The sequence below is a fragment of the Streptomyces sp. NPDC037301 genome (assembly GCF_055602785.1).
In genome coordinates, this window is sequence record NZ_JBVJWD010000010.1 from 89102 (window position 1) to 110938 (window position 21837).

Below are 21837 nucleotides of genomic sequence, written 5' to 3' on the forward strand. Positions count from 1 at the left end.
GGCCCGGGGGGCGCTGCCGGAATCGAGCCGGCAGGAGGATGTGCTGAACCTCTTCGGGGACGCCGGGCCCTAGCCGCGACCCGGCGACCCGCGCGGCCTCAGGACTGAACGGCGTCCAGCGCCGGATAGTCGACGTATCCCTTCGCGTCCCCGCCGAAGAAGGTCGACGGGTCCGGGGTGTTGAACGGGCCGCCGGCCTTCAGCCTGGCGGGCAGGTCCGGGTTGGCGATGAACAGGGCACCGTACGAGATGATGTCGGCGATCCCGTCGTCGATCAGCGAGTGGTCGTCCGGTCCGGTCGGCCCGTCCGTCAGCGCGTTGAGGATCAAGGTGCCGGAGAACTGCTTGCGCAGCGCGAGGGTCAGCTCGCGGATCTCCGCCGCTTCCAGGACGTGCAGGTAGGCGAGGCCGAGCGGCTCGATCTCCTGTACCAGCGCGGTGTAGACGGAGTCCGGCGCGGGCTCGTCGATGTCGTTGTACGGGTTTCCGGGCGAGATGCGCAGCCCGGTCCGCTCCGCGCCGATCTCGGCGGCGACGGCCTTGACCACCCCGACGGCGAACCGGATACGGGCCTCCTCGGAGCCGCCCCACTCGTCGTTGCGCAGGTTGGTGTTGGGCGCGAGGAACTGGTGGATGAGGTAGCCGTTGGCGCCGTGCAGTTCGACCCCGTCGAAGCCGGCGTCGACCGCGTTGCGGGCGGCCGCCGCGAAGTCGGCTATGGTCTGCCGGACTTCGTCGCCGGTCAGTTCGCGCGGTGCGGTGAAGTCCTCCAGCCCCGCGCCGGTGTAGAGCTGACCGGCGGGCTTGAGTGGGGAGGCGCTGACCGGGGTGAGCCCGTCCGGCAGCAGGTCCGGGTGGCCGATCCGGCCGGCGTGCATGAGCTGGGCGAAGATCCGGCCGCCCGCCGCGTGCACCGCGGCGGTGACCTTGCGCCAGGACGCGACCTGCTCCGCGCTGTGCAGCCCAGGAGTGGAGGGGTAGCCCTGGCCCACCGCCGACGGCTGGATGCCCTCCGTGATGATGAGGCCCGCCGACGCGCGCTGGGCGTAGTACTCGGCGACGAGATCCGTGGCAATGCCGCCCTCACCGGCCCGGCTGCGGGTCATCGGGGCCATCGCTATGCGGTTGGCGAGCTGGGTACCGGACAGGTCGATCGGGTCGAATGCGGTGGTCATGGAAGCTCCAGAAAAATTATGTGGTCGGCCAACTATCTGCGCTGCGCGCCACTGTAACCCATTAATTGGCCGACCAAGGTAAAGTTCGCAGAAAGCGACCGGCTCCGCGCTCCCGACCCATCTGCAGCGCCGCCCGACACCACCCCGAGGAGTCCCGATGAAGGCCGACCCCGCCTGTACCGACCTGCCGAGCGCCGCCCTCGGCGGCCCCGTCAGCCATGCCGTCTCACGGATCGCCCGGCTGCACCGGTTCGCCGCGGGCAAGCTGCTCAAGGGGCTCGGGCTCTACCCCGGCCAGGAATTCCTGATGATGTATCTGTGGGACGCGGGTGCGGTGCGCCAGTCCGAGCTGATCAAGGCCGTCGACCTCGACCCCTCCACCGTCACCAAGATGCTCCAGCGCCTCGAACAGACCGGGCACGTCCGCCGCTGCCCCGACCCGGACGACCGCAGGGCCGTCCTGGTCGAGGCCACCGACGACAGCTGCGCGCTGCACGCCGACGTCGAGCGTGCCTGGACGAATCTGGAGGAGCACACCCTCGCCGGGCTGGACCCGGCCGAACGCAAGGAGCTGGCCCGGCTGCTCGCCAAGGTCGAGGAGAACCTCTGCCACGAGACCGAGAACTGCCCCGAGCGCCGCTGATCCTCCGGCGTCCGGACGGGGCCGGCCGGCATCCGGGCGGGTTCAGCCGGAGAGCACGTCCAGGGCACGGTCCACATCGGCCTCCGTGTTGTACAGGTGGAAGGCCGCGCGCAGACTCCCCGCCCGGTTCGCGACCATCACCCCGGCCCGCGCCAGCTCCGGCTCCCGCCCGCCGAGTCCGGGCACGGCCACGATCGCCGACTCCCCCGGCACCGCCTCGTGCCCCAGCCCGGCCAGCCCGGCCCGCATGCGGGCGGCGAGCCCGGTGGCGTGGGCGTGGACGGCGTCGATGCCGACCTCGCCCAGCAGCGCGAGGGAGTGCTCGGCGCCGTGGTACGAGAGGAAGGCCGGCGGTTCGTCGTAGCGCCGGGCGGTCGGGGAGAGCCGCCCGACCGGGCCGTACGTACTGTTCCCGGGGTCGTCGGAGGCGACCCACGCGGCGAAGACGGTCGGCAGGGTGCGCTGCGCCTCCTCGGTGACGGTGAGGAACGACGCACCCCGCGGGCAGAGCAGGAATTTGAAGCCGCCGGTGACGGTGTAGTCGTACGCCCCGGCGTCCAGCGGCAGCCAGCCGGCCGACTGGGTGGCGTCGAGCAGCGTCCGGGCGCCGTGGGCGGCGGCCGCCGCACGTACCGCGTCCAGATCGGCGATCCGGCCGTCGGCGGACTGCACGGAGGAGAAGGCGACGAGATCGGTGCCGGGCCGTACCGCGTCGGCCAGCCCGTCCAGCGGGACGTAGTGCATCTTGAGATCGCCACGGACCGCGAACGGGCTGACGACGGAGCTGAACTCCCCTTCGGGCACCAGGACTTCGGCCCCCGCCGGCAGCGAGGCCGCGATCAGCCCGACGTGTACGGAGACCGAGCTGCCGGTGGCGACCCGGTCGGCGTCGACACCGGCGAGGCGGGCGAAGCCGGCCCGGGCCGCGTCCACCGCCTCGAAGTCGCCGGAGCCGGCCCTGCGCCCCGTGGCGATCGCCTCGGCGAGCGCCCTCACCGCGTCCACGGTGCGCCGGGGCAGCAGCCCACAGGTGGAGGTGTTGAGGTAGGCGGTCTCCGGCGCGAACTCGTCGTCCACCGCACGGCTGAGCGAAGTAGTCTCCATGAGCCCAGCCTGAAGCCCCCTTGACTCCTCGTCAATTACGAAGAGTCAAGGGGTACACCCAAGCAATGCTCATGTATGCAGCTGAGCGAGGTGTGGGGCGACGGCGTCGGCCTGCGCGCTCAGGCGTTGCTGCCGGTCTGCGGGACCTCGCAGGCACCGTCGGCGTCGCACGCCGCGGCGTCCCCGCCGATCGCGGTCAGCGGCCGGTCCTTCCACGCCTGTTCGAGCGCCTGGGCGAAGACCTCGGCGGGCTGGCCGCCGGAGATCCCGTACCGGCGGTCGAGTACGAAGAACGGCACCGCGTTGGCCCCGAGCTCGGACGCCTCGCGCTCATCGGCCCGCACCTCGGCGGCGTACGCCTCCGGGTCGGCGAGGACGGCACTCGCCTCGTCGGCGTCGAGCCCTGCCTCGACGGCCAGCTCGACCAGCACGTCACCGTCGAAGACGGAACGCTTCTCGGCGAAGTTCGCCCGGTAGGCGAGGCCCAGCAGCTCGTCCTGGCGGCCTCGGGCCTTGGCCAGGTGGAGCAGCCGGTGGATGTCGAAGGTGTTGCCGTGGTCGCGGCCCTCGGTGAGGTAGCCGAGCCCCTCTGCCTGCGCGTTGGCCGCGACGTTCGCCTCCATGGCCTTCGCCTCTTCGCGGGTGCGCCCGTACTTCTGCGCCAGCATGTCGATCACCTGCACGGTGTCGCCCTTGGCATGCGTGGGGTCGAGCTCGAAGGACCGGTGCACGACCTCGACCTCGTCGCGGTGGGCGAACCCCGACAGGCCCTTCTCGAAGCGGGCCTTCCCTATGTAGCACCAGGGGCAGGCGATGTCGCTCCAGATCTCGACGCGCATGTCTCTTCTTCTCTCCGTGTTCTCGTACGTACAGCTCAGGCGGCGCGGAGCCACCCTCCGCTCCCGTGGACAACGCAGGAGCGGACGCCCTCATTCCCCGGCTGAGCGCGGCCTGGCGTCCCACCGGTCCGGACGGTCACAGCACGGTCCGGTCCATCGGGCACGGCAGCGGCTGCAGCGCACCGGTTTCCCGCAACCGCAGATTGGCCCGCACGACGTCCTTCACGTCGCCGTGCGAAGCGATGTCGAGGAGTACGCCGCCGACGGCGAGCTCCTTGCACCAGGCCGCCATGTCCGCCGGCAGCAGGGCCGCGCGTGCCGGGGAGAGGTAGCCGACCCAGCCGACGCAGGGCTCACCGACAACGAAACCCGCATCGTCCTCCAAGGCGTCGAGCACATCGTCGTCGGTGACATCGCCGAAGTCGGGCTCCCACGCCTCGGCGACGACAGCAAGGAGATCCCCGTCGGAGATCTCGGCGTCGTCCGGCGATCTGACACCGATCACCATCGACTGGAGGAGGAACTCCGAGGCGCCGCCCCCGTTCCCGCTGACCTCGATCTCCCACCCCGGCCCACCCGCGAGCACGAGTCGCAGCCCGAACCCGACTCGGTCCGACCAGCCGTCGGCATCCCGGGCCGCGCGCAGAGCGGCGAGGAGGGAGTCCTCGTTCGGCGGGAGATCAGTGGCGGGCCCGGACGAATGGATCTGCCGCCACGTCCACACGGCTCCCGAGCCACCCGCCGGAAGGATCTCGGCAAGCCGGTCCAGGGTGAGCTTCCATCGCCGGGTCAGCGCCTCGGCCGACTCTTCCCGGGGCCCCCAGAAGCCCCGCACCACACGTCGCAATGTCCTGCCTCCCCCGCCCTACGCCCGAACCCGCCCGGGCCGGATCAGACCGTGGCCGCCGCGACCGGCGCCGCGGTCAGCCTGCTGAAAGAGGCACGGTACGCGCTCGGGGTGAGGCCGAGGCGGCGCTGGATGTGCTGGCGCATCGAGTCGCCGGTGCCGAGGCCGCTGGCGCGAGCGACCTGATCCATGGGGAGGGAGGTGGTCTCCAGCAGTTCGCGGGCCCGCTCGATGCGCTGGTGGAGCAGCCACTGGAGGGGGCTGAGTCCGGTCTCGGCGTGGAAGCGGCGCGAGAGCGTCCGTACGGAGACGCCCGCGTTGCGGGCCAGGTCGGTGAGAGTCAGCGGTTCGTCGAGGTGCTGCATCGCCCAGGCGCGGGTGCACGCGAAGGAGACGCCGCGCTCGGGCGGCAGCGGGGTGTCGGTGAACTGCGTCTGGCCGCCGGGCCGTACCGGAGCGACGAGGGTGAGTCGGGCGACGCCGTTCGCGACGGCCGCGCCGTAGTCGGTACGGATGATGTGGAGGCAGAGGTCGATCCCGGCCGCGTAGCCGGACGAGGTGAGGACCGTGCCGTCCTGGACGAAGAGGACGTCCTTCTGGAGATCGACGGAGGGGTAGCGGTCGCCGAGTTCGCCGGTGTACGTCCAGTACGTGGTGGCGGCGCGCCCGTCGAGGAGGCCCGCCTCGGCGAGGGCGAAGGCGCCGGTGCAGATGGAGGCGATGCGCTTGCCGTCGGCAAAGGCCCGGCGGAGCGCGGCGAGGATGCGCGGATCGGGCTCCTCGCGGGAGCCGGCGCCGGCGATGATCACGGTGTCCGCGGTGTCGATGACGTCCAGGCCGTGCGGGATGTGCACATCGAGTCCGCTGCTGGTGCGGACAGGACCGGGTTCCGCGGTGCAGAAGAGCGTCTCGTATCCCGGGGCGCCGTCGATCTCGACCTTGCTGAACAGCATCTCGGGGATGGCGATGTTGAACATCGACACGGGCGGCGCCGAGATGACGACGACACGGTGCACAGGCGGCATGGCCAGAACCTCCGGAGCTATGGCATTCAGGCCACTACTGTACGCCGGGGTCGATCGCCAGGCTTGGCACATGCCAACAGAGAACCTCGTTCAAGCACCGGATTCCGCTGCCGAGTTGCCCCGCGACCGGCGCACGCAGAGCCCCTCCCCTTCTCCCGCCCCCACCCTGACCCTGGTGGCCTCCCTGCTCGGCTTCGCGCTGATCATGCTGGACGCGTCGGTGGTGAATGTGGCGCTCCCGTCGATGGGCTCGGAACTCGGCGGCGGGATGACGGGGCTGCAGTGGGTGGTCGACGCGTACACGATCGCCTTCGCCGCACTGCTGCTGTCGACGGGCGCATTCTCGGACCGGATCGGCGCGACCCGTGCGTACACCGCCGGGATCGCCCTGTTCACGCTGGCGTCCGTGGCCTGCGGCCTGGCCCCGAACCTCCCGGCGCTGATCGGTTTCCGGGTGGTGCAGGGCATCGCGGCGGCGGTCGTGCTGCCGACGACGCTCGCCCTCGTGCGGCAGGCGTACTCCGATCCCGCGCAGCGCGGTCGTGCGGTGTCGCTGTGGGCGGCGGGCGGTACGACGGCGGCGGCGCTGGGCCCCGTCGCGGGCGGCGCGCTGACCACGGCCTGGGACTGGCGGGCCATCTTCTTCATCAATCTGCCGGTGGGTCTGATCGCCCTCGCGCTGACGTTCCGCGCACCCCGCTCGGCCCGCCACCCCGCGCCGCTGGACCTGCCGGGCCAGCTGACCGCCGTACTCGCACCGGCCGCGCTGGCCTTCGCGGTGATCGAGCACGGAACCCTGGCCCTGGTGGCGCTCGGGGTGGCGGTGGTGTCGCTGGCCGCGTTCCTCCGCATCGAGTCGCGCCACCCCCATCCGGTGGTACCGCTGGGCCTGTTCCGCAACCGGACGGTGGCGGTGGCGGTGACGGCCGGTTCCGCGCTGAGCGTCGCGTTCTACGGAATGATCTTTGTCTTCGGCCTCTTCTTCCAGCAGGTGCGCGACCAGTCGGCGCTGGCCGCGGGCCTGATGTTCCTTCCGATGACCGGACTGCTCGTGGTGGTGAACGTGCTGTCGGGCAGGCTGGCCAACCGTTACGGCCCCCGGCTGCCGATACTGACCGGTCAACTGCTCTCGGTGGGCGGCCTGTTGCTCCTGCTGCTCGTCGACACGGACACGTCGCTGGTCCTGACGTCCCTGCTCCTGGTGCCGCTGGCTCTGGGCGCGGGCCTGGCTCTGCCACCGCTGACCGCGGCCATGATGGAGGCCGTGCCGACGGACCGGGCCGGTGTCGCCGCGGGCGTCCTGAACGCCGCCCGCCAGGTCTCCGGCGGCCTGGGCGTGGCGGCGTTCGGTGCCTTGGTCGCGGGCGGTTTCCAGGACGGTCTGCGCACGAGTCTGGCGATCAGCGCCGTACTACTGACGCTGACCGCCCTCGCGACGACCCGGCTGGCACGCGGCGGGCCGGACGCGTCGAACAAGGCCGGAAACTGACCTATTCGCTTCCTACGGTGAACTCATGACTCCTGAGACCGAGGAGACCCTGGAAGCACTGCGCGAGGCACGGCGGACCCTGCTCATCACCGTGCTCGACGCCACGGACACGCAGCTCGCCCAGCGCTCCACCGCCAGCGGGCTGACCCTCGGCGGCATCCTGAACCACCTGATCCGGGCCGAGCGCGTCTGGACGCACATTCTGACCGACGGCACCGGCGCGACACCTGACGGCATGTGGGACACGGGCCAGTATCTGACGCCCGCGGGAGCAACAGTGAGTGGACTGCGCGCCGCCTACGAGGATGCGGCGCGCGCCACGGACGAGGTCATCACGCGGACCCACCCGGACACGAAGGTCCCGCTGCCCGAGGCGCCCTGGAAACCGGGCGTCGTACTTCATTGGTCAGCGCGCCTCATCCTGCTGCACCTCCTGCGGGAAACGGCCCAGCACGCGGGGCACGCCGACATCATCAGGGAGTCGATCGACGGGGCGAGCACCACCGCACGACTGGGCTAGTGGCTCGGCCGGCATCGTTGGCCGGGTAATCGACGTGCTGCGCACCCGGGCGGCCGGCCACCAGGTTTCTTCCTGCCGGCGAGGGCCGGGGCGAGCAGGTTCCAGCTCTACGGTGAACGTGCTCCGTCAAAGGATGTATGGGCGTTTCCTCCGCGGGGACGATGGTCATGACGTGGCGGACAGGTGAGGCTGGAGAGCGCCCGAGGTACTGCGCCGGGCGGCGCCCGAGACGGGTCTCGGGCCCTTTCGAGCCGAAGACCAGGAGCCCCCATGTCCGAACTTCGCCTCCGCGCACCTGCATCCGCGCCCTCACCCGACAGGGTCGGGGCCGTGGGCCGGGCGCTGGGTGGTGGCCTCGTCATGGCCGTGGCGCTCGGCGTCGGCACCGGGCTCGGTCCGGCCCTGGCGGATGCCGCCGGGGTCGGCGGCCTGCCGGCCCGGCTGATTCCCGCAGCGCTCGTCAGCGCTGTGGCCGTACCCCTGATCCTTCGCGCCGCGCGCCCCGGTTCACTCGGGTTCGGCAGCGCGGGCTTGAGTCTGCGCGCCTTCCTCACCGGCGTCGGCGTGACGGCCGCCGCGGCGGCGCTCGTACTGGGTGCGGGCACGGCCGGCGGCATGCTGGACTGGGGGCGACCCGACCCCGCGGCCCTCGCCGGCTTCGTCATCTCCAACACAGTTGTCGCGTTACTGCTCGAAGCCCTGCCGGAGGAGACCACGCTGCGCGGCTACACCTGGACGTCGCTGCGCGAGCGGTTCGGGGCGACGGCCTCGGCCCTGGGCACCACGGCAGTCTTCCTGCTGGTGCCGGGTGTCTCGACGGTGGTGCAGGCCGGGGTGGCGCGGCTGGTCGGCGACGAGCCCCCGCCGATCGGGCTGGCCCCGGACGGGCAGCATCCGGTCGACTATCTCGTCCTGCTGACCGTGTTCGGCCTGATGCTCGTTGCCGCCAGGACGGCTGTGACCGGCGCTCCGCTGTGGGCCGCAATCGGCGCCCACCTCACCTTTCTGACTGTCAACCGGGTCATGCTGGAGGGCAACGAGCGTGACGCGGGCCTGTCCGTGGAACAGACGACACCGGACGCGGTGCTGCTCGTCCCGGCGTATCTGCTGGTCGCCGCCGCCGGGTTCGTCGTGTGTGGCCGTATCGCACGTCGTGCCTTGCGCGTGCCGTGAGGTCCATGCCGTTCACCAGCGTCGCTCCGGGCGCCAACGCCGGCACCGGCTCCGACCACATGTCCAGCGCTGCCCGGCATCGTCACGCAGCTCTGGCCGGGCAATCGGTCCATGAGCGGATCGGTGAGTCGTGCGCGAAGGTCGTCCATGGTTCGGCACGGGCATTGCGCCACGGTCTGCTGACCATCGAGCAGCACGCGCTTACCCGGCCAACGATGCGGGCCGAGCCACTGGCCGCGGACCGGTCTCTGCCCACACCGTCTTCCCGGACGGCGGGTACGGATGTACGCCCCAGTCCACCGCAAGGGCATCGACGGTGATCAGCCCCCGGCCTCCTTCAACGGATTCCCAGGACGCGGCGGGGAGAAGGCGTTCGCCACGCGGGTCCGTGACCTCGATCCGCAGCCGTCCGCTCGGAACGGGGGCGCAGGACACCGCAGCCGGACTTCCTGGACGCGGCGGACGACCTGCTGGAGTCGAGGGGCAGCGACTGAGTTACCGGGAGCGGCGAGAACAGCCCGACGAGCGGACCTCGCAGAACGCGGCCTCGGCTAATACGCAGTGGTGAGTTCCCAGAACCGGAAGACAGTCGATGTGTCCAGGCAATTCTGAAGGCCCCGGACGTTCTCGTGGGCGACCGCGTACTGCTTTCCCTGCCAGAGCGGCAGGAGCGGCAGCTCGCGCGCCACGATGTCCTGCAGCTCCATGAACTTCTGCCGGGTGCTCGCGCGGTCGGTCATGGACGAGGTCTGCGGGATGATCCGGTCGGTTATCTCGCTGTTCTTGTAATTGTTCGACAGGACGTTGCCCTTGCCGAAGAACGGCTGGGTGAAATTGTCGGGGTCGGGATAGTCCGGCACCCAGCCCTTGACGTAGACCCCGTACACGCCGTCGGCGATGTCCTTCTCGTACTGGTCGAACGGGACGGTTTCCATCCTGGCGTCGAAGAGTCCGCTCTTGTTCAGCTGAGCCGCGATGGCCCGCAGTTCGTCGTCGGTGGCGGGTCCGTAACGGCTCGGGGTGGACCAGAGGGTGAGTTTCACCTTGTCGGTGATACCGGAGTCCCTCAGGACATCCTTCGCCTTCTGGGGCTGCGGGCCGTCGCCGTACGTGTCGAAGAAGGAGGTGCCGTGCCCGGTGATACCGACCGGGACGATCGAGTAGAGCGGCGTCGCCGTGGACTCGTAGACCTCGCTCAACAGGGAGTTGCGGTCGAGGAGATAGGCGATGGCCTTGCGTACGGCGATCTTGCCGACCACGGGGTCGGCCATGTTGAAGACCATGTGCTGGACCTCGGCGCTGCTGCCCTGGACTACGTCGATGCCGTCCTTCCCCGCGGTGGGCGAGGCATCCAGGGCAGCTATCGCCTTGGCGGTGAGGCCACGGTATGCGATGTCGACTTCGCCCTTCTCCAGGGAGGATTTGAGGGCCTGCTGGTCGCCCTGGAAGAGTCGCAGCGTCACGCCGGAGTTCTTCACCTCGGCGGTTCCGTGGTAGCCGGAGTAGACCGAGAAGACGGCCTTCGACTTACTGATGGAGTCCAGCATGTAGGGACCGGAGCCAACCGTTTTGCCGCCCTTGAGCAGCCTGTCCTTGGGATAGACCTGACGGTCCACGATGGAACCGGCACCCGATGCGATCTTGCTGGGAAATATCGCATCGGGCACCTTGAGGTGGAAGACGACGGTCTTCTCGCTCGGGGTGCTGATCGACGAGATGGTGGAGAGCAACGGCGCCGGTCCCGCCGGGTCGTTGATCCCGATCGCCCGGTCGAAGGAGTATTTGACGTCCGCCGATGTGAGGCTGTTGCCGTTGCTGAACTTCAGCCCGCCACGCAGGGTGCAGGTGTAGGTCTTGCTGCCGTCGGAGAAATGACACTCCTCGGCGGCCTCCGGCACAGGGGTGGAACTCCCGGGCGGGAAGCTCAGCAAGGACTGGAAGACGTTGTTGAACAGCAGCCAGGACCCCGGGTCGTACCCCGCGGCCGGATCCGTCGCAAGGATGCCGTCGGACATCCCGACGACCATTCTCCCCTTGTCCTCGTCGAAGGGCCAGATCTCACCCTGGGAGCCGCAACCCGTCAGCAGCACCCCTGCCAAGCCCCCGGCGATCAGAGCGCTCGACCACCTCGTACGAACCTTCACAGAACGTGCCTCATACTCTCGGCCGGCTCCATGGGGGTGTCCCCGGACAACCGGATCGGGTCAGGAAGTACTGCGAACGCCACGACCGTCCAGCACTGTCAGCCCGGCCGAGCGCGGTGGTGCGGACCGACAGCCTGCCTGGACCCGGTGTTCACCAGGAATTCCATGCGTGGTGACTGGCTGCCAATTTTCCTGCCGGTGAACGAAAGAGGGCAGGTCATGGTCGGTCTCGTGGTGCCGCGAACAATCTAGTAGTCCACCGCACTGCGCGATGGCACATCGTGCGCCAAAAATTGCCGCTGCCAGCCGGTGCTGTTGGCCCGGTATGCCTGGTATCAGATCATGGTTTTCGAGCTGACCGACCCGGTCGTCACTCCCGCCCGGCTGACCGGCGAACAAGACCCGGAAGGGGCAGCACACGGGCCGCATGACGTCACCGTGGGCCGCTCTCCGGAAACCGTGGCTCCCACCGGCTCCAGACGACCATCACGTTCCATCACCGCACTACCGAGGCCGAAAATCGTCGATCATCCACGGAACACGCGAGCTCCTGACGTCCGTCGGTAGGCCATGGGTACCTTCATGCTGGCACAGACGCGTATATAGCGTGCGGTGGGTGCGGATGGGCACCATTCCCGGTACGACGAGGTGCGGGTGCACTCACTTGCCGCCGGGGGCCTGTGGGTTGTCGGGGCAGGGTGCGCAACCACCTGCAGGAGGTCGCCCGACGCCCGTTCGCGTCGTGGAGACCTCTGCCCATACCGTCTTGCCGGACGGCGGGTACGGATGTACGCCCCAGTCCGCCGCAAGGGCATCGACGATGATCAGCCCCCGGCCTCCTTCAACGGCTTCCCGGCACGCGGCGGGGAGGCGTTCGCCGCACGGGTCCGTGGCCTCGATCCGCAGCCGTCCGCTCGGGAGGAGAACAAGCCCGAGACGGAACCCCCGCCCGTCCAGCCGCCCGTGCATGACCGCGTTCGCCGCCAGTTCGGCGACGACCAGCGCGGCCGCGTCGATGCGCTCGCCGTCACGCGGCCATCCCCATGCCACCAGTTGCTCCACGGCGAGCAGGCGAGCCAGGCGGGCACCTCGGCGGGTGGCACTGAACAGCTGCGTGAACTGCTGGTCAGGAGTTGCCGGTTGCGGAATTTCGATCTCTGCGGATTCACTCGTCACACCACTCAGCGTGGCCAACTCACCGTACGCTGACCAGCAACGACATCGGTACGTAGCGTGCACGTACCGGTACGCAACGCGACCGGTACCGGTTGTCCGCCGTGACGTGACGGCGCACGCGGTCGGCCCATGGAACGAAAGCGGGCAGCAATGGAGCTGGACGGTGTGATCGGTGGCGACGACGACTCGGAGGAGGCCGCAGACCTGTTCCGCGTGATCGGCAGCCAGCTCCGGCTGCTACGGGAGCGGGCAGGCCTCACCCAGCGGGAAGTGGGCGACCGACTCGGGTACAGCGAGGACCTGATCCGGTCACTGGAGCGGGGACGCAGAACACCACAGCCCGAGTTCCTGGACGCGGCGGACGGTTTACTGGACGCGGGCGGGCTGCTGCGGGCGGCGAAGGAGGAAACGGCCCGGGCGAAGGCACGGGCCCGGGTGAAGCACCCTGCGTGGTTCAACGACTATGCGAAGCTGGAACGCCAGGCCGTCGAAATCAACTTCTTCAGCACGCTGACCATCCCGGGGCTTCTACAGACGGAGGCATACGCGCGTACCACCTTCATGTCGCGTCAGCCCCCGCTCGATGAGGCCACGATCGAGCAACGTGTCACGGCCCGGCTCGCACGACAGGAAGTCCTCACCACATGGCCATCTCCCATGGTGAGCACTGTCATTGACGAGTCCGTGCTCCGCAGGGCAGTGGGCGGGCACGACGTGCGTCAAGGTCAGCTGAAGCACTTGCAGCACCTCTCGCGGTTGCGCAGCACGACAATCCAGGTGCTCCCTATGGCCTGCGAAGACCACACTGCGCTGGAGGGACCATTTATCCTGCTCACCCCCAAAGGCCGACAGCAGGTTGGTTACGTCGAGGTCCAGAGCGTGAACCGGCTGATCACCGATGCAGAGAAGGTACGTATCCTGGCCGCACGGTACGGAAGCATTCGCGGCCAGGCCCTCAGTCCCCACAAGTCCCTGGCTCTGATCGAGAAGTTGCTGGGAGAACTATGAACATCGGGCGCAATGCGGCCAACGGGCTCAACTGGTTCAAGAGCACCTACAGCGCTGGCGACGGTGGCGAGTGCATCGAGGTCGCCACCGCCGATCACGCGGTCCTCGTCCGCGACTCAAAAGACACATCCCTCCCCCACCTGACACTCACCCGCACCGGCTGGACGCACTTCGTGCGGTACGCAGCCGGAGGCTGAACGGCGCACCGCCCGGCGCTACCCGCACGACGCCGGGCGCTCGTCCGCCGGGACGATACGGAGCTTGCTCATCGGCACCTTGAGCGCCTGCTCCTTGCCCGCGTCCCACAGCACGACCGTGCCACCCGCGTCCCCCACCTTCAGATACGGCCGGGTGGGCACGAACTCGCCGCCGTCGACCGGGATCGCCTCCACCTTGCCGATGGGGTGGGCGCAGACCCACTCGGGGGCGATGCCGAAGTAAGGCTCCGGAGTGCGCCCGGATTTCGCCGTAGCGACGGCATCGCGACCCGCCGTGCCGGCTGGTTCCAGCCCGAGGCCCCATGCCCCTTCAAGGAGGAGAACGGCTGAGAGAACGAGCAAGAATGCGTATCCCACCCAGCGTTCCCGCACAAGCCAGTGCAGATGCAGCATGTATCCGAGCCCGGCCAGTGCGACGAGCCACAGGTTCATCACGGCCGTGAACTTGACCGAGGCTACGAACTGCCAGAGATGCGGCACATCGACATCCTCGACATTGAGATCGAAGGCGTCCACGTAGAAGGCGTGCAGGCCGAATCCAACGGACGGGACAAGACCAAGGACGATCGGCAGGATCGTTGGAATCAGCCAAGGAGCCACGGCCCGCCAGCTCCACTGGCGGACGAGGAGACGGATCCCGTTGAAGACGACGAAGCCTGCCATGAGGTAAGTGATGACGTGCGACGCATCCCCGGCTTCCGGCTGCGTACGCACCATGTTCAGTCCGAGGCCGACCCCGACTGCCCCGAGGATGCCTGCTCCGACCAGCGCCTTGGCCTCCGAGGCTTGGGGGAACCCTCTACGGATCACAGCCACTACGGCGGGAACCAGAAGGAGTGCGAGCAGCCCGAACCCACACCAGGAGCCGAACCCTCCCCGCCACGTGTCGGCTATCCGCGCGCCTGCCCAGCACCAGATCGCCACGAGGACGAACAACCAGCTGAGCTGTTTCTGTGAGCGGCGCCGCGTGCCGACGCCCACCGGCACCTGCTGTGCCGCACCCCCGGACCTCCGCGCCGCAACCCGCCGCGGCTGGGGCCGGGCTCCGGGCAACGGCCGGGAAGCAAGATTCTGCGCTGCGGACGGCGACGTTGCGGTGATCAGCCGCCCGGTGTCACGGAGTCCGAGAGTCTCGGCGCGCCACGTGTTCCACCGCTCCTTCCAACGCGCTCTCCGGGGCAACTGGACGGTGTGCGGATGCACCTCCGGTCGGTCGTACGCATACCACTGCGGCCGGTCGACCGGGTCCCGGACCAAACGGTCGGCCACCTCGACGTTGAGATCCAGCTGCAGCTCGTCGGAGATGACCTCGATCCGCTCACGGGCCCCCCTGACCGCATTGATACTGCTCCCGGGGAATCGCGCCTCGATCGTGTACCAGAACCTGCGCTCGGTGACGGCACTCGCCGTGCCGCCGCGCTTCTCCAGCAGCGGCCAGCCACGATCCGCCAGCGCATCCTCAAACATCTCGCACTCGGTCTGCGTACCGCGCAGCTCGACGAGCGCGACCGCCCGCTGATCAAACCTCTTCGCTTTCGGCACAGGCCCAGGCCTCCCTCTCCCCGCCGGACACGCGACAGTCGGTGCCTGCTGTTCGTCGCCTGCACCCGGGCGCGGGACAGCCTCCACGTCTCGTGGTCGGGGCAGCCGAGTTCGTTCCTGACCGAGGCGGGCGTCGCAGGAAGCTGATCGCTGTGCACGAGTGAGAGGGTGCGCCCGGCCCGGCGAGCGGGCAGGGCGCACCCTCTTTGGCGAGAAACGTCAGGTCTTCCCGGCCCTCTGCCAGGCGTCCGAGCGCTCAGCTGCCGTCGCGCAGGTCGTCCAGCCCCGTCGTACGGAACTCGATCCGGTCGAACGTCGCCTCGCAGCCCTCGCCCGTCGGGGACTGGACCAGGAAGCCGACCGACGCCTCGGCCGCCTGCTCGGGCTCGCCGAGGGAAAAGACGCGGACGAAGGTCCACTTCTCGCCGTCGGGCGAGGCATGGAAGGCGAACGCGCCGCCCGTGCGGCTGAGGCGGAGCCAGCAGCTGTCGCCGTCCACGACGAAGGAGTTGACGTCGTCGGAGTGGCCGCGGGTGACGACCGTGCAGACGGTGGGGTGGTCCGGGGAGAGTTCCAGGCAGATCTTGGCCCACTCCCGCTCCCCGACGTGGAGGTAGAGCACTCCGGCGTCGAAGGCCGCGGCGAAGCCGACCCTCACCCGGGCGATCAGCTGGAAGTCGCCCCGGGGTGCGGGGCCGAGGAGGCGGGGTGCGTCGCTCGCGGAGTCGAGGGCGGCGCCGCCCGGCGGTACGAAGCGGTCCTGGCGGGCGCCCGCCCGGCCGGTCAGTGCGCCGTTGTCGTACGTCCACTCGGCCTCGGGGCCGAACGGACCCAGGTCGAAGGGAAGTTCGGGGAGGTGCGGGGTCATGCGCGGCGGCCGTCCACTCGGCGGGGCAGGTTCAGGGGGTTGTCGTCGCGGAGCTCCGGCGGGAGCAGGGCTTCGGGGGTCGTCTGGTAGGTGATGGGGCGCAGCCAGCGTTCGATCGCGGTGGCGCCGACCGAGGTGGAGGTGGAGGTGGTGGCCGGGTAGGGGCCGCCGTGGTGCTGGGCGGGGGCGACGGCTACGCCGGTCGGCCAGCCGTTGACGAGGACCCGGCCTGCCAGCGGGGTGAGGGCCGCGAGGAGTCCGGGGGCGTCGGCGTCGGCGCCGTCCGTGGCCGTCTGGAGGGTGGCGGTGAGGTTGCCGGGGAGCCGGGAGAGGACGGCGGTGATCTCGTCCTGGGAGGCGTACCGGGCGACGACGGTGACGGGGCCGAAGCACTCCTCCAGGAGCGCGTCGTGCGGGCCCTCGGTGGTGAGGAGGTGCGCCGGTACGGTCAGGAAGCCGGCCGCGACGGTGTGGTCGCCGCCCGCGCCGGGGGTGACCGGGGCCTCCACGTCGGGGAGTTCGGCCCGTTCGCGTACGCCTGCGAGGAAGGCGTCGCGCATCCGGTGGTCGAGCAGGACCCCGGCCTCGGTGTCACTGACCGTCTCGGTCAGTGACTTCAGCAGCCGGTCGCCGGTCTCGCCGGCCGGGGCCAGGACGAAGCCGGGCTTGGTGCAGAACTGGCCCGCGCCCATGGTCATCGAGCCCCCGAGCCCGGCGCCGATCTGCTCGCCGCGCTCGGCGGCGGCCGCCTCGGTGACGACGACGGGGTTGAGGGAGCCCAGCTCGCCGTGGAAGGGGATGGGGGCGGGGCGGGCCGCCGCCGCGTCGAACAGGGCGCGGCCGCCGCGTACCGAGCCGGTGAAGCCGGCGGCGGCGACGAGCGGGTGCTTGATCAGCTCGACGCCCGCCTCGAAGCCGTGGACCAGGATCAGTACGTCCTCGGGCAGTCCGACCTGCGCCGCGGCCCGGCGCAGCACGGAGGCGCACAGCTCGGAGGTGGCGGGGTGGTCGGGGTGCGCCTTGACGACGACCGGGCAGCCGGCCGCCAGTGCGCTCGCGGTGTCGCCGCCGGGGACGGAGAAGGCGAGCGGGAAGTTGCTGGCCGCATACACGGCGACGACCCCGAGCGGGATCTTGTAGCGGCGCAGGTCGGGCCAGGGCGGGGTCCTGGTGGCGTCCTCGTGGTCGATGTGGATGTCGAGGAAGGCGCCCTCGTCGACGACCTCCGCGAAGGCCCGCAACTGGGCCGCGGTGCGGGCGAGTTCGCCGGTGAGCCGGGCCGGGCCGAGTGCGGTCTCCGCGTCGGCGGCCTCGATGACGTGCTCCCCGGCCTCGGTGAGCAGATCGGCCGCGGTACGCAGGAACGCGGCGCGCACGGTGCGGTCGGCGAGCGAGTCGCGTACCGCATGGGCGGCCCGGACCGCGCGGTCGACCTCCTCCGCTGTAGCCTCCACCGCAACCTGCTCACGCGGGTTCCCGGTGCGGGGGTCGACGCTCCAGACTGGTGCTGCTGCCACCGTGATTCCTTCCGCTCCACTGCCACACATCAGAAGTTGTTCGGTATTCTGAACAGAGTTCCTAATCGTGAATATGAAGCGACTCTATTTCCGGGCGTTCAGTGTGGCAAGGAGTCGCAGGGTTTCGTAAGTGGGCTGGAAGGGGCGTAGGGCGATGCCGGTTGCCGAGTCTGGTGGTGCACAGGTCAAGTCCGCGGTGCGGACCGTGGAACTCCTCGAATACTTCGCCGGGCGGCCCGGTATGCACTCGCTCGCCGCGGTGCAGGAGGCCGTCGGCTATCCCAAGTCCAGCCTCTACATGCTGCTGCGCACCCTGGTGGAGCTGGGCTGGGTGGAGACCGACGCAACGGGCACACGGTACGGGATCGGCGTACGGGCCCTGCTGGTGGGTACCTCGTACATCGACGGTGACGAGGTCGTCGCGGCCGCCCGCCCGACCCTGGACCGGCTCTCCGACGACACGACGGAGACCATCCACCTGGCCCGCCTCGACGGGACGAACGTGGTGTACCTCGCCACCCGGCAGTCCCAGCACTATCTGCGCCCCTTCACCCGCGTCGGCCGCCGGCTGCCCGCCCACTCCACCTCGCTCGGCAAGGCGCTGCTCGCCACCCACAGCGACGAGCAGGTCCGCAAGATGCTCCCCGAGACGCTGCCCGCGCTGACCGAGCACACCATCACCGACCGCGAGAAGCTCATCGAGGAACTGCACCTCATCCGCGAGCAGGGGTACGCGGTGGACCGTGAGGAGAACACCCTCGGGCTGCGCTGCTTCGGCATCGCCATCCCGTACCGCACCCCCGCCCGCGACGCCATCAGCTGCTCGGTGCCGGTCGCCCGGCTCACGCCCGCGCACGAGCAGATGGTGAAGGACGCGCTGTTCGACGCGCGGGACCGGCTGACACTGGCCACCCGGAGGCTCTGATCATGCGGGTTGCCCTGCGCGAGGTGCGCGACAGCGATATGTCATCGTTCTTCGCGTTCATGTCCGACCCGGAGTCGGTCAGGACGGCCGCCTTCACCAGCGAGGACCCCACCGACCGGCACGCGTTCGACGCCCACTGGCGACGGATCCTGGCCGACGGCTCCGTCGTGATGCGGACGGTGGTCGTGGACGGCGCGGTGGTCGGCAATGCCGGGGCGTACGGGCCGCCGGACGACCGCCAGGTCACCTACTGGATCGACAGGGCGCACTGGGGCCGCGGGCTCGCGACGGCCGCGCTGCGCGCGCTGCTCGACGTCGTACCGGAGCGCCCGCTGCACGCACGGGCCGCGGCCGACAACACCGGTTCGCGCCGGGTGCTGGAGAAGTGCGGGTTCGCCGTCACCGGCGAGGACCACGGGTTCTCGCACGCCCGCGGCGAGGAGACCGACGAGCTGCTGTTCACGCTGCCGGGGTGACGGGGGCATCGCCCCCGGCCGCTCCGGCCCGATCATGAAAAATCGGTGAGAAGCGGCACAACCGGGAACGCCGCGCGGCGCCCCGCTCGTCCCTCCCGTGGGATGAACAAAACGATCAGGCACACCTCGGTCTTCTGCCTGCTGCTGGTCCTCGCCCTGCTGGTGCGGGCGACCTGGGTGCAGGCGTTCCAGGCACAGGCGCTCGCAGACAACGAACACAACCGGCGGAACACCATCGCGCAGTACGCGCAGCCGCTCGGCGACATCATCGTGGCCGGGAACCCGGTCACCGGATCGAAGAGGACGGAGGGCGGCGACCTCGCGTACAAGCGCACCTATACGCAGGGCGAGCTCTACTCGGCCGTCACCGGCTACAGCTCGCAGGCGTACGGTGCCACGCAGCTCGAAGGGATCTACAGCCATGTGCTGGACGGCACCGACGACCGGCTGAAGAACCCGATGGACATGGTGACGGGCAAGCAGGCCTCCCCCGGCAACGTCCTGACGACGATCGACCCGGATGTACAGAAGGCGGCGTACGAGGCACTCGGCAACGACAAGGGTGCTGCGGTCGCGATCGAACCGAAGACCGGGCGGATCCTGGGCGTGGTCTCCACCCCTTCGTACGACCCGTCGAAGATCAGCGGGACGGCGGACGGCGATGCCTGGAAGAAGCTGCTCGACGACAAGGACAAGCCGATGGTCAACCGTGCGCTGCGGCAGCCGCTGGCACCCGGCTCGACGTTCAAGCTGGTGGTGGCGGCCGCGGCGCTGGAGAACGGGCTGTACGGCTCGGTCGACGAGCGCACGGACAGCCCCAATCCGTACACCCTGCCGGGCACCAGCACCGTCCTGAAGAACGAGAACGCCTCGGCCCCCTGCGAGAACGCCACGCTGCGCACCGCGCTCCAGTACTCCTGCAACAACGTCTTCGCGAAGGTCGCAGCCGACCTCGGCCAGGACAAGGTCAAGGCGATGGCGGAGAAGTTCGGCTTCAACACCGAGAAGCTCGATGTGCCGGTACGGGCCTCCGAGAGCGTCTACCCCTCCGGCATGGACAAGCCGCAGACTGCGCTCACGGGCATCGGCCAGTTCGAGGTCACCGCGACGCCGCTCCAGATCGCCATGGTCTCGGCCACCCTCGCCAACGGCGGCGAACTGGCCGCACCGCACATGGTGTCCGAGGTGACGGACTCCAAGGGCAACACGCTGCAGGACTTCTCGGACGGGGACACCAAGCGGGTCGTATCGCAGTCCACCGCTGAGCAGCTGCGCAGCGCGATGGTGACCGTCGTCGAAGAGGGCACCGGCACCAACGCCCGGATCGCCGGAGCCGAAGTGGGCGGCAAGACGGGTACCGCGCAGAACGGCGTGGGCAACAGCAACACCCCGTACGCCTGGTTCACCTCGTACGCGAAGGACAACTCCAGCGGCAAGGAGGTCGCGGTGGCAGTGGTCGTCGAGGACTCGGGCGCGGCCCGCGCGGAGGTCGGCGGCAACAGTCTGGCGGCGCCGATCGCCCAGAAGATGATGAAGGCAGCGCTCAAGGGGTGAGAGGGGCCGGCGCGGAGGCCGGGCTCCGGCTGTCGGAGTCCGGCCGATGACCTCCGCCGCCCGACCCCTGCTCGCCCGACGGACTCGCCGGGATCGGCCTGCCGCCGCAGCTGCTTCACGCCGAGCGACTGCGCGGTGAGGATCGCGTGCTTGATCGCCTGCAGCACGTACTGTCCAACGCTTCCGACAGAAGAACTTCACGGACATCCGGCATGCGCCGTACACCCGATGCAGTGGCAACGGGTGCGGCCGGGCAGGAGTAGGGCATCCGCCCGATGCCGTCGGACGTCCTTACTCACCAGCCTGACCACGTGACGAGCGTGCGGATCAGGAGGGCTGCGGTGGGTGCGATGGCGGGGTCGGCGACGGTACGGGTGCTGCGGGACCGTACGGCGGGGCTGTTTCTCACGGCGGTCGTCGTCTCCGGTTTCGGGACGTCCGCGATGTGGCTCGCGGCCGGGGTCTGGGTCAAGTCGCTCACCGGGTCGGACAGTCTGGCGGCGCTCGCCGTTTTCGCCATGTGGCTGCCGGTGCTGATCGGGCCCGCCCTCGGGACGATCGCCGACCGGCTCCCCAGAAAGCCGCTCCTCGTCTGGTCGAATCTCGTCATGGCGGGGCTGCTGGCCTCGCTGATGGTGGTCGATTCGGCGGGGCGGATCTGGATCCTCTTCACCGTGCTCGTCCTGTACGGAACGAGTTCCGTACTGATGGACGCGGCCGAGTCGGCACTGGTCGCCGGGGCCGTCGACGCCCGGCTGCTCGGTGATTTCAACGGGCTGCGGACGATGGCGGGCGAGGGCATGAAGCTGCTGGCACCGCTGACCGGCGCCGGGCTGTACGCCCGGTACGGGGGCGGTGCGGTGGCACTGCTGGACGCGGTGTCGTTCGCGCTGGCGGCCGGGGTCTACGCGCTGCTGCCGGTACGGGAGCCGGCCACGGCCCCTCCGGCCGGCCGACGGGGCGAACTCGCCGCGGGCATGCGGCAGGTGTGGAAGTCACCGGTGCTGCGGCCGCTCGTGCTGGCGGGCTCGGTGACGATGCTGTGCGCGGGGCTCAACGGGGCCGCGATCTATGCCGTCGTCGATGACGGTCTCGGGCACTCCCCCATGTACGCGGGTGTGCTGTACGCGGTGCAGGGCGCCGGGTCCGTCGCTGTCGGGCTGCTGGCCGGGCCGTTGCTGCGGCGGCTGCCGGAGCGGGTGTTCACGGCGGCCGGGATCGCGCTGTTCGCGGTGGCGGTGGGTGTACGGGCACTGCCGTACGACGCGGTGGCGCTGGTGGCGAGCGCGGCCATCGGTATGGGACTGCCGTGTGTACTGATCGCCGCGATGACGGCGGTGCAGCGGGAGACTCCGGACGCCGTGCTGGGCCGTACCGCCGCGACCGCCAACACGCTGATGATGGTGCCGAACGCGGTGGCGCTGGCGCTCGGTGCTGGACTGGTCGCGCTGGTGGACATCCGGGTGCTGCTGCCGGCGGTCGCTGCCGCCGCGCTGCTGACGGCGGCCCTGCTGGTCACGGGCCGGCGAATGGGGTCTCCCCTGCTCGAACGAAGTGGAGAGCTCGGGGACCGCTGACGGACGCCCCCACCGGC

At 69.9% G+C, this 21837-nt stretch carries 21 protein-coding genes and 1 pseudogene; 12 read left to right on the forward strand and 10 right to left on the reverse strand.

Features of this window, described 5'->3' with window-relative positions:
* Positions 1-98 precede the first annotated feature (98 nt).
* Positions 99-1175, reverse strand: coding sequence for an alkene reductase (locus tag ACZ7IB_RS18355; protein ID WP_470913491.1), 1077 nt, complete (start codon positions 1173-1175; stop codon positions 99-101).
* A 157-nt stretch (positions 1176-1332) separates the two neighbouring features.
* Between ACZ7IB_RS18355 and ACZ7IB_RS18360 the strand changes: the two genes are divergently transcribed.
* Positions 1333-1818 carry a MarR family winged helix-turn-helix transcriptional regulator gene (locus ACZ7IB_RS18360; protein WP_470913493.1) on the forward strand — a complete coding sequence of 162 codons (486 nt, stop codon included), beginning with the start codon at positions 1333-1335 and terminating at the stop codon, positions 1816-1818.
* 42 nt (positions 1819-1860) lie between these two features.
* Here the strand turns inward: ACZ7IB_RS18360 and ACZ7IB_RS18365 are convergent, their stop codons facing one another.
* The 4 genes from ACZ7IB_RS18365 to ACZ7IB_RS18380 form a co-directional block, all read right to left on the reverse strand.
* Positions 1861-2922, reverse strand: coding sequence for an aminotransferase class V-fold PLP-dependent enzyme (locus tag ACZ7IB_RS18365; protein WP_470913495.1), 1062 nt, complete (start codon positions 2920-2922; stop codon positions 1861-1863).
* Between the two features lie 119 nt (positions 2923-3041).
* Positions 3042-3761, reverse strand: a complete 720-nt coding sequence (locus ACZ7IB_RS18370; protein ID WP_470913498.1) for a DsbA family oxidoreductase — start codon at positions 3759-3761, stop codon at positions 3042-3044.
* A gap of 136 nt (positions 3762-3897) precedes the next feature.
* Positions 3898-4608 (reverse strand): Imm52 family immunity protein, encoded by a 711-nt coding sequence (locus ACZ7IB_RS18375; RefSeq protein ID WP_470913500.1) that lies wholly within the window; start codon positions 4606-4608, stop codon positions 3898-3900.
* 44 nt (positions 4609-4652) lie between these two features.
* A complete protein-coding gene (locus ACZ7IB_RS18380) occupies positions 4653-5633 on the reverse strand; it encodes a GlxA family transcriptional regulator (RefSeq protein WP_470913503.1) in 981 nt (326 codons plus the stop codon).
* A gap of 70 nt (positions 5634-5703) precedes the next feature.
* Between ACZ7IB_RS18380 and ACZ7IB_RS18385 the strand changes: the two genes are divergently transcribed.
* From ACZ7IB_RS18385 to ACZ7IB_RS18400, 4 genes are all read left to right on the forward strand, one after another.
* Positions 5704-7122: an MFS transporter gene (locus ACZ7IB_RS18385; protein ID WP_470913505.1), complete on the forward strand. Its 1419-nt coding sequence runs from the start codon at positions 5704-5706 to the stop codon at positions 7120-7122.
* Between the two features lie 25 nt (positions 7123-7147).
* The gene (locus tag ACZ7IB_RS18390; RefSeq protein WP_470913507.1) at positions 7148-7642 is read left to right on the forward strand and encodes a DinB family protein; all 495 of its coding nucleotides are present in this window, start codon (positions 7148-7150) and stop codon (positions 7640-7642) included.
* Positions 7643-7912: 270 nt separating this feature from the next.
* Positions 7913-8815: a CPBP family glutamic-type intramembrane protease gene (locus tag ACZ7IB_RS18395; RefSeq protein WP_470913509.1), complete on the forward strand. Its 903-nt coding sequence runs from the start codon at positions 7913-7915 to the stop codon at positions 8813-8815.
* Between the two features lie 5 nt (positions 8816-8820).
* The gene (locus ACZ7IB_RS18400; RefSeq protein ID WP_470913512.1) at positions 8821-9135 is read left to right on the forward strand and encodes a hypothetical protein; all 315 of its coding nucleotides are present in this window, start codon (positions 8821-8823) and stop codon (positions 9133-9135) included.
* A 231-nt stretch (positions 9136-9366) separates the two neighbouring features.
* Here ACZ7IB_RS18400 and ACZ7IB_RS18405 read toward each other — a convergent pair whose 3' ends face one another.
* Positions 9367-10959, reverse strand: a complete 1593-nt coding sequence (locus ACZ7IB_RS18405; protein ID WP_470913514.1) for an ABC transporter substrate-binding protein — start codon at positions 10957-10959, stop codon at positions 9367-9369.
* A 660-nt stretch (positions 10960-11619) separates the two neighbouring features.
* Positions 11620-12135, reverse strand: a complete 516-nt coding sequence (locus ACZ7IB_RS18410; RefSeq protein WP_470913516.1) for an ATP-binding protein — start codon at positions 12133-12135, stop codon at positions 11620-11622.
* Between the two features lie 129 nt (positions 12136-12264).
* Here ACZ7IB_RS18410 and ACZ7IB_RS18415 point away from each other — a divergent pair, with 129 nt between their 5' ends.
* Together ACZ7IB_RS18415 and ACZ7IB_RS18420 are read left to right on the forward strand one after the other, a co-directional pair.
* A complete protein-coding gene (locus ACZ7IB_RS18415; protein ID WP_470913519.1) occupies positions 12265-13143 on the forward strand; it encodes a helix-turn-helix domain-containing protein in 879 nt (292 codons plus the stop codon).
* Positions 13140-13340: a DUF397 domain-containing protein gene (locus ACZ7IB_RS18420; protein WP_470913521.1), complete on the forward strand. Its 201-nt coding sequence runs from the start codon at positions 13140-13142 to the stop codon at positions 13338-13340. The genes ACZ7IB_RS18415 and ACZ7IB_RS18420 overlap by 4 nt, the downstream gene beginning before the upstream one ends.
* Before the next feature lie 18 nt (positions 13341-13358).
* Here the strand turns inward: ACZ7IB_RS18420 and ACZ7IB_RS18425 are convergent, their stop codons facing one another.
* Positions 13359-14903: a hypothetical protein gene (locus tag ACZ7IB_RS18425; RefSeq protein ID WP_470913756.1), complete on the reverse strand. Its 1545-nt coding sequence runs from the start codon at positions 14901-14903 to the stop codon at positions 13359-13361.
* A 39-nt stretch (positions 14904-14942) separates the two neighbouring features.
* On the opposite strand from ACZ7IB_RS18425, the pseudogene ACZ7IB_RS18430 reads away from it, so the two are divergent.
* Positions 14943-15050: pseudogene (locus ACZ7IB_RS18430) on the forward strand (DNA helicase); the annotation flags it as partial.
* A 109-nt stretch (positions 15051-15159) separates the two neighbouring features.
* On the opposite strand, the gene ACZ7IB_RS18435 reads toward ACZ7IB_RS18430, so the two are convergent.
* Both ACZ7IB_RS18435 and ACZ7IB_RS18440 read right to left on the reverse strand, forming a co-directional pair.
* Positions 15160-15771 carry a DUF1349 domain-containing protein gene (locus ACZ7IB_RS18435; protein WP_470913524.1) on the reverse strand — a complete coding sequence of 204 codons (612 nt, stop codon included), beginning with the start codon at positions 15769-15771 and terminating at the stop codon, positions 15160-15162.
* Positions 15768-17288 (reverse strand): aldehyde dehydrogenase (NADP(+)), encoded by a 1521-nt coding sequence (locus ACZ7IB_RS18440; RefSeq protein ID WP_470913527.1) that lies wholly within the window; start codon positions 17286-17288, stop codon positions 15768-15770. The genes ACZ7IB_RS18435 and ACZ7IB_RS18440 overlap by 4 nt, the downstream gene beginning before the upstream one ends.
* A gap of 154 nt (positions 17289-17442) precedes the next feature.
* Here ACZ7IB_RS18440 and ACZ7IB_RS18445 point away from each other — a divergent pair, with 154 nt between their 5' ends.
* The 4 genes from ACZ7IB_RS18445 (at position 17443) to ACZ7IB_RS18460 (ending at position 21820) form a co-directional block, all read left to right on the forward strand.
* Positions 17443-18213, forward strand: a complete 771-nt coding sequence (locus ACZ7IB_RS18445) for an IclR family transcriptional regulator (protein WP_470913529.1) — start codon at positions 17443-17445, stop codon at positions 18211-18213.
* A gap of 2 nt (positions 18214-18215) precedes the next feature.
* A complete protein-coding gene (locus ACZ7IB_RS18450) occupies positions 18216-18689 on the forward strand; it encodes a GNAT family N-acetyltransferase (protein ID WP_470913532.1) in 474 nt (157 codons plus the stop codon).
* 102 nt (positions 18690-18791) lie between these two features.
* Positions 18792-20243, forward strand: a complete 1452-nt coding sequence (locus tag ACZ7IB_RS18455) for a peptidoglycan D,D-transpeptidase FtsI family protein (RefSeq protein WP_470913534.1) — start codon at positions 18792-18794, stop codon at positions 20241-20243.
* 350 nt (positions 20244-20593) lie between these two features.
* Positions 20594-21820 carry an MFS transporter gene (locus ACZ7IB_RS18460; protein ID WP_470913748.1) on the forward strand — a complete coding sequence of 409 codons (1227 nt, stop codon included), beginning with the start codon at positions 20594-20596 and terminating at the stop codon, positions 21818-21820.
* Positions 21821-21837 lie beyond the last annotated feature (17 nt).